This window comes from Pseudomonas sp. PS01299, assembly GCF_029960145.1.
Taxonomy (GTDB): domain Bacteria; phylum Pseudomonadota; class Gammaproteobacteria; order Pseudomonadales; family Pseudomonadaceae; genus Aquipseudomonas; species Aquipseudomonas putida_A.
Map to the genome: position 1 here is coordinate 1 of NZ_JASCPO010000333.1, position 4,752 is coordinate 4,752.

Below are 4,752 nucleotides of genomic sequence, written 5' to 3' on the forward strand. Positions count from 1 at the left end.
CGCGAAAGCGGTGGGTCAGGCAGCCTATGCTTTGACTGACACGACGCCTTCGCGAGCAAGCCCGCTCCCACAGGGATTCATGCCTAACCCGGAGATTGCGTTCAACTGACGATTTCGAGGGCTGGCTGCTGGCTAGAGCCGAAGGTCAGGTATTCAACCAGCTCTGCCAACGGCAACGGCCGGCTGATCAGATAACCCTGCACCTGATCACAGCCAAACCCGCGCAATAACTCCAGTTGCTCCGGGGTTTCCACCCCCTCGGCCACCACTTCCAGATGCAGGTTATGCGCGAGGTTGATCATCGCGTGCACCAGTTTGCGGTTCTCTTCGCGCTGCTCCATGCCGCCGACAAAGCTTTTGTCGATCTTCAGCAAGGTGATCGGCAGGCTGTTGAGGTGCACGAATGACGAGAACCCGGTGCCGAAGTCATCCAGCGAGAAACGCACGCCGAGACGGCCGAGGGCGTCCATGGTCTGTTTGACCAGATCGCTGCGCCGCATGACGGCGGTTTCGGTGAGTTCAAATTCCAGCCACTGCGCCTCGACCCCACGCTCGGCAATCAGCCGACTGAGCGTCGGCAGCAACTGGCTGTCCTGAAACTGGCGGAACGACAGGTTGATCGCCATGTGCAGCGCCGGCAGCCCGCGCTCACGCAGTGCCTGCATGTCGCGCAACGCGCGGGAAATCACCCAGTAGCCCAGCGGCACGATCAGACCGCTCTGCTCGGCCAATGGCACGAATTCGCTCGGCGGCAACAGGCCGCGTTCGCCATGGCGCCAGCGCACCAGGGCTTCGAGGCCGACGATCTGCCCGTCAGCCAGATTCAGCCGTGGCTGATAGTGCAGTTCCAACTCATCACGGCGTAATGCCCGGCGCAGCTCGCTTTCGAGGTCGGCCATGCTCCGTGCGTTGCGATTGATGCGTTCGTTGAAGATATGGAAGGTGCAGCCCTGCGTGCTCTTGGCCTGCTGCATGGCAATGTGCGCGTGCCACATCAGCGGGTCGGCACCACCCTGTGCACGGGCATGGGCGATGCCGAGGCTGGAGCCGATCAACAGGCTTTCGCCATCGACCCAATACGGTTCGGCGAGGGCTTCGGTAATGCGTTCGGCCATCCACTCGGCGCGTTGCGGCGCGCGGCGGGTGTCGATCAGCAAGGCAAACTCGTCGCTGCCCAGCCGCGCCAGTTGATCCCCGGCCTCAAGCTGACTTTTCAGCCGCGCGACGACTTGCAGGATCAACCGGTCGCCGGCCTGATGACCGAGGGCGTCGTTGGCGTGACGGAAGTTGTCGAGATCGAGATGCCCGAGGGCCAGACCACGGCCGTCGTTTTCCGCCAGGCGCGCCGCGAGCAGGGTCTGGAAGCCCTGGCGGTTGGCGATGCCGGTCAGCGGATCCTGTTCGGCCAGGCGTTGCAGGGTGTTTTCGAGGACGCCGCGTTCACGCACATGGCGCAGACAACGGCGCAGCATGCCGGCGTCGAGGGCGTCGAACACCAGCCAGTCGCTGACACCAACCGGCGCGGTGACCGGCTCGTGATCCAGCAGCAACACCGTCGGCAGGCTGCAACGGCCCGGGGCCGGCTGCAACGCGGGAACGGTCAACAGCACCGCGTGACGATTGTCTTCGAACAGACTGCTGACCGACTCCCAGCTCGGCGCACTGATCAGCACCGCCGCGCTCCCCATCGGAGCCAGACACTCGCGCAATAACGCTGTCCACGCTGGCTCTTCGGCCAGTAGCAGCAAACGCAAGGGTTCGACAGGCGTAGACAAGCTAGCTCCCTAGACTCTGCAATGATGTGGGCGGGGCATTATGCCGTTGCGATGTTCAATGACAACGATTATCAGAACGTTATTTTGTGTCACGAATGAGAACATTAGCCGCAAAATCACCGTGTATCCTCCGCGAAAGTAACAAAACCGGCAAATTTGAATCGCGTGGTACGTCACAAGTCGGACAGAGCAGCACAAATCGCTGAGCCTGTTAAAATGCCGGCCCATTTCGTCAACGACTCCCGAATTTTCGTATGTCCCGACTCAATCCCCGGCAGCAAGAAGCCGTGAACTACGTCGGCGGCCCTCTATTGGTGCTCGCCGGCGCTGGCTCCGGCAAGACCAGCGTGATCACCCGCAAGATCGCGCACCTGATCCAGAACTGCGGCATCCGCGCCCAGTACATAGTCGCCATGACCTTTACCAACAAGGCCGCGCGCGAGATGAAGGAGCGGGTCGGCACCCTGCTGCGTGCCGGCGAAGGTCGCGGCCTGACGGTCTGCACCTTCCACAACCTGGGCCTGAACATCATCCGCAAGGAGCATGCGCGGCTGGGCTACAAACCCGGTTTCTCGATCTTCGACGAGACCGACGTCAAAGCCCTGATGACCGACATCATGCAGAAGGAATACGCAGGCGACGACGGCGTCGACGAGATCAAGAACATGATCGGCGCCTGGAAAAACGACCTGATCCTGCCGGCCCAGGCGCTGGAAAACGCGCGCAATCCGAAAGAACAGACTGCCGCCATCGTCTACACCCACTATCAGCGCACGCTCAAGGCGTTCAACGCGGTGGACTTCGACGACCTGATCCTGCTGCCGGTAAAGCTCTTCGAAGAGCACGCCGACATCCTCGAAAAGTGGCAGAACAAGGTGCGTTACCTGCTGGTCGACGAATACCAGGACACCAACGCCAGCCAGTACCTGCTGGTGAAGATGCTGATCGGCAAGCGCAATCAGTTCACCGTGGTGGGCGACGACGACCAGTCGATCTACGCCTGGCGCGGCGCACGGCCGGAAAACCTGATGCTGCTCAAGGATGACTACCCGTCGCTGAAAGTGGTGATGCTCGAGCAGAACTACCGCTCCACCAGCCGCATCCTGCGCTGCGCCAACGTGCTGATCTCGAACAACCCGCACGAATTCGAAAAACAGCTGTGGAGCGAGATGGGCCACGGTGACGAGATCCGCGTGATCCGCTGCCGCAACGAGGACGCCGAAGCCGAGCGCGTGGCCATGGAAATCCTCAGCCTGCACTTGCGCACCGACCGCCCGTACAGCGATTTCGCGATCCTCTATCGCGGCAACTACCAGGCCAAGCTGATCGAACTGAAGTTGCAGCACCACCAGGTGCCGTACCGCCTGAGCGGCGGCAACAGCTTCTTTGGCCGTCAGGAAGTGAAGGACCTGATGGCCTACTTCCGCCTGATCGTGAACCCGGACGACGACAACGCCTTCCTGCGCGTGATCAACGTGCCGCGCCGGGAAATCGGCTCGACCACCCTGGAAAAACTCGGCAACTACGCCACCGAACGCAAGATCTCGATGTACGCCGCCACCGACGAAATCGGTCTGGGCGAGCATCTGGACAGCCGCTTCACCGATCGCCTGTCGCGCTTCAAGCGCTTCATGGACAAGGTGCGCGAGCAGTGTGCCGGCGAAGATCCGATCTCGGCGCTGCGCAGCATGGTCATGGACATCGACTACGAGAACTGGCTGCGCACCAACAGTTCCAGCGACAAGGCTGCGGACTACCGGATGAGCAACGTCTGGTTCCTGATCGAGGCCTTGAAGAACACCCTGGAAAAAGACGAAGACGGCGAAATGACCGTCGAGGACGCCATTGGCAAACTGGTCCTGCGCGACATGCTCGAGCGGCAGCAGGAAGAAGAGGACGGCGCCGAAGGCGTGCAGATGATGACCCTGCATGCGTCCAAGGGCCTGGAATTCCCTTACGTGTTCATCATGGGCATGGAAGAGGAAATCCTCCCGCACCGCTCCAGCATCGAAGCCGACACCATCGAGGAGGAACGCCGCCTGGCCTACGTGGGTATCACCCGCGCCCGTCAGACCCTGGCGTTCACCTTCGCCGCCAAGCGTAAACAGTACGGCGAGATCATCGACTGCGCGCCAAGCCGCTTCCTCGATGAGCTGCCGCCGGACGACCTGGCGTGGGAAGGCAACGACGACACACCGACCGAAGTCAAAGCCGTGCGCGGCAATAGCGCATTGGCTGATATACGCGCGATGTTAAAGCGCTAGAATTGACCACTTTTTTAAAGCTTAGGGCGCACAAGCGCTGAACGAGGACAGCTTCATGGAAGCATTGCAGCAGAAAATCCGCGAACAAGGCATCGTGCTTTCCGACCAGGTCCTGAAAGTCGACGCCTTCCTGAACCACCAGATCGACCCGGCCCTGATGAAGCTGATCGGCGACGAATTCGCCACGCTGTTCAAGGATTCGGGCATCACCAAGATCGTCACCATCGAAGCCTCGGGCATTGCCCCGGCGATCATGACCGGTCTGAACCTGGGCGTGCCGGTGATCTTCGCCCGCAAGCAACAGTCCCTGACCCTGACAGAAAACCTGCTGTCGGCGACCGTTTACTCGTTCACCAAGAAGACCGAAAGCACCGTGGCCATCTCGCCGCGTCACCTGACCAGCAGCGACCGCGTGCTGATCATCGACGACTTCCTGGCCAACGGTAAGGCTTCGCAGGCGCTGATCTCGATCATCAAACAGGCTGGCGCCACCGTCGCCGGTCTGGGCATCGTGATCGAGAAGTCGTTCCAGGGCGGCCGTGCCGAGCTGGATTCGCAGGGCTATCGCGTTGAATCGCTGGCCCGCGTGAAATCGCTGAAGGATGGCGTCGTTACCTTCATCGAATAAGCCACACCGCATTACCCCCTGTGGGAGCGGGCTTGCTCGCGAAGGCGTCGTGTCAGTCGAGCTATTCTTTGACTGACACGCCGCC

Annotated in this window: 3 protein-coding genes; 2 read left to right on the forward strand and 1 reads right to left on the reverse strand. The window is 61.1% G+C overall.

The annotated features are described in order from the left end of the window. Window positions 1-101: 101 nt before the first annotated feature. Window positions 102-1,775, reverse strand: a complete 1,674-nt coding sequence (locus QMX91_RS29050; RefSeq protein WP_097089513.1) for a bifunctional diguanylate cyclase/phosphodiesterase — start codon at window positions 1,773-1,775, stop codon at window positions 102-104. Between the two features lie 254 nt (window positions 1,776-2,029). Here QMX91_RS29050 and rep point away from each other — a divergent pair, with 254 nt between their 5' ends. Both rep and QMX91_RS29060 read left to right on the forward strand, forming a co-directional pair. Continuing rightward, on the forward strand, window positions 2,030-4,039 hold the full coding sequence (rep, locus tag QMX91_RS29055; protein ID WP_027610430.1) for a DNA helicase Rep: 2,010 nt from the start codon (window positions 2,030-2,032) through the stop codon (window positions 4,037-4,039). Window positions 4,040-4,094: 55 nt separating this feature from the next. After that, window positions 4,095-4,667 (forward strand): xanthine phosphoribosyltransferase, encoded by a 573-nt coding sequence (locus tag QMX91_RS29060; RefSeq protein ID WP_007962388.1) that lies wholly within the window; start codon window positions 4,095-4,097, stop codon window positions 4,665-4,667. The last annotated feature ends 85 nt before the right edge of the window (window positions 4,668-4,752 follow it).

What these genes read in the sequence shown, in the direction of transcription:
- QMX91_RS29060 (WP_007962388.1), top strand. Translation starts at nt 4,095, where the DNA reads ATGGAAGCATTGCAGCAGAAAATCCGCGAACAAGGCATCGTGCTTTCC.
- rep (WP_027610430.1), top strand. Translation starts at nt 2,030, where the DNA reads ATGTCCCGACTCAATCCCCGGCAGCAAGAAGCCGTGAACTACGTCGGC.